The sequence below is a fragment of the Shewanella sp. 2_MG-2023 genome (assembly GCF_030548905.1).
Taxonomy (GTDB): domain Bacteria; phylum Pseudomonadota; class Gammaproteobacteria; order Enterobacterales; family Shewanellaceae; genus Shewanella; species Shewanella electrodiphila.
On sequence record NZ_JAUOSO010000041.1, the window covers coordinates 1 to 2,037 of the forward strand.

General features: G+C 46.9%; 2 protein-coding genes. Both read left to right on the top strand.

Annotated features, from left to right (window positions below; genetic code table 11):
* Window positions 1-112: 112 nt before the first annotated feature.
* On the top strand, window positions 113-1,003 hold the full coding sequence (locus Q4600_RS21055) for a site-specific integrase (protein WP_303518022.1): 891 nt from the start codon (window positions 113-115) through the stop codon (window positions 1,001-1,003).
* Window positions 1,000-2,037: IS91 family transposase (locus Q4600_RS21060; RefSeq protein ID WP_303518020.1), on the top strand; the 1,038-nt coding region annotated here is incomplete at its 3' end. The genes Q4600_RS21055 and Q4600_RS21060, both read left to right, overlap by 4 nt.

Here is a 2,037-nt window from a genome sequence, read left to right on the forward strand (position 1 = left end):
CTTGTTGAACGAAGCCGCTCTGCGGCAGAAAAGATAAAAGCTCACCTTTATTTTCCCATCTTAAATACTTACTAGACCCTGCCTACCTTGGCACTTATCTAGGAGTATCATCATGAACACTCGCGAGCAACAACGCTTTGATTTTCTTTATGAACAACATCTTACCAACTTAACCCTGCAAGGCAAGCGGCCTGCGACCATCGATGCCTACAGCCGCGCCGTTAGGCGTATTAGTGCATATTTCGATGCTTGCCCTGATAACCTTTCAACGGATGATTTGAAGCGCTACTTTGTCAGTTTAATTGATTCACATTCATGGAGCACCGTGAAACTCGACCGTAATGGCTTACAGTTTTTCTACCGGCACGTCCTTAACCAGCACTGGGAGTGGCTTAATATCGTTAAGCCGCCGCAAGTCCATAGACTGCCCGACATTCTTACGCCCGCTGAAGTTTCAATCGTTATTAGTCTTACTCATAAGCTGCGATATCAAGTGTGTTTTCTCACCTTGTACAGTTTGGGGTTACGTCTCGGTGAAGCGATTTCACTGCAGGTTGGTGATATCGATTCACAGATGATGCAGGTACATATTCGTAACGCTAAAGGCGGTAAAGACAGGTTAGTTCCGCTGCCCAAACGGACCTTATTAGCACTGCGATATTACTGGCAAACTCATCGCCATCCTCGACTGATTTTTCCTGGTAAAGATAGCCAGCCTGATTCATTGATAGATAAAGGCGGCATTCAGAAAGCTTTAAAACGGGTTATCCGTGAGTGCAATATCCATAAATCCATCAGCCCACATAATTTACGTCACAGCTACGCCACTCATTTGTTAGAACAAGGGCTAGATTTGCGCTCAGTGCAGAGTCTGCTCGGTCACAACAGCCTTAATACCACCGCCCGCTATACCCGCCTCACCACTATCACTCGCAAAAATACCACCCTATCCGTTAACCAGCTGACTGATAATTTGGTGCTCAAATGGGAGTGCGATTTATGATGTTCATTGAACTTTTACGCGACCACCTTGATGACTTTAATCAGACTTATGATGGTCAAATGACATCATCCATGCGCCAAGCTATTTACGCCATGCTTAATTGTCGCAGTAATACTGAGCGAACCAGCCATTGGGCATGCCGAAGCTGCACGCATACTGCTGATTTCCCGCTATCATGTGGTCATCGCAGTTGCCCGCAATGTCAGCACAAGACCACGACAGACTGGCTCAACAAACAGCAAGCTAAACTCCTGCCCGTGGAGTATTACATGGTGACGTTCACCTTGCCTTATGAGTTGCGAGTCACGGCTAAACATCAACCCGAGTTGATGTATCAAGCCATGTTTTCGGTGGCCGCCAGCGTGCTAAAAGACTTCGCTAAAAATTCAAAGCAACTCGGTGGTGAGATTGGATTTACGGGCGTGTTGCATACCCATAACCGAAGGCGTGACTTGCACCCGCACATTCACTTCATCATTCCGGCAGGCAGTTTCGATAAACACAAAAAACAGTGGAAAAAGAACAAAGGTAAATACCTGTTTAACGCCTTTAACCTGGCCAAAGTGTGGCGAGCAAGACTGCTAGCGCAACTAACCGATAAGCTCAACATCAAGCTACCAACCTCAATCCCCAAAAAGTGGGTGGTAGATTGCCAACATGTAGGTAAAGGGCTGCCTGCACTCAAGTACCTGTCGCGATACCTTTATCGCGGCGTACTGCCTGATAAAAATATCGTCAGTGCAACCAGTAATCAGGTGTCCTTTGAGTATCAAAGTAGCCAAACCAACACCACTGAAATACGTACTTTACCCACTGTTGAGTTTCTATGGTTGGTACTGCAGCATGTGCTGCCGAAAGGCTTACGGCGAGTCAGAGATTATGGATTACTCAGAGGCAGTGCTGCCAAGCTGCGGCAACGAATACGCTTGATGTTAGCCGTTGCTGGCACCATGTTTGCGCCGCTCGAAAACACCACTAAAACTAAAGCTGTCCGACCTTGCCCCTGTTGCCAACAACCGATGATATTTATGGGT

What these genes read in the sequence shown, in the direction of transcription:
- Q4600_RS21055 (WP_303518022.1), top strand. Translation starts at nt 113, where the DNA reads ATGAACACTCGCGAGCAACAACGCTTTGATTTTCTTTATGAACAACAT.